Below are 347 nucleotides of genomic sequence, written 5' to 3'. Positions count from 1 at the left end.
AGAAAGGGCGGGGCGGGGAGAAGGCCCCGCGCAGGCCCCCACCCCGCCGGGCCTAGCCGGTAACGGACCGCCAGGCCTCCGGTAGCGCACCGGCCACCTCCTGCGCCACCACCGGCGCCCCACCGGCCGCGAACCGCCCCGCGAGCCCGTGCAGATAGGCCGCTACGGCCCCCGCGTCCACCCCGCCGAGCCCCCCGGCGAGCAGCGCCCCCGCCAGCCCCGACAGCACGTCCCCGCTCCCGGCGGTGGCCAGCCACGGCGTCCCCGTCGGGTTCACCCGTACGGCCCCGCCCCCGCCGGGGGCGACCAGCGTCGTGGCCCCCTTCAGCAGCACCGCCGCCCCGTAC

At 80.4% G+C, this 347-nt stretch carries 1 protein-coding gene; it reads right to left on the bottom strand.

Annotated elements, in window-relative coordinates:
• Positions 1 to 52 precede the first annotated feature (52 nt).
• Positions 53 to 347: NAD(P)H-hydrate dehydratase (locus tag VR44_RS00480; protein WP_045945307.1), on the bottom strand; the 295-nt coding region annotated here is incomplete at its 5' end.

Origin of the sequence: Streptomyces katrae (genome assembly GCF_000966975.1) — a bacterium.
GTDB lineage: Bacteria > Actinomycetota > Actinomycetes > Streptomycetales > Streptomycetaceae > Streptomyces > Streptomyces katrae.
Note: the sequence above shows the minus strand (reverse complement) of the source record. Positions and strands in the feature narration are given on the sequence as shown.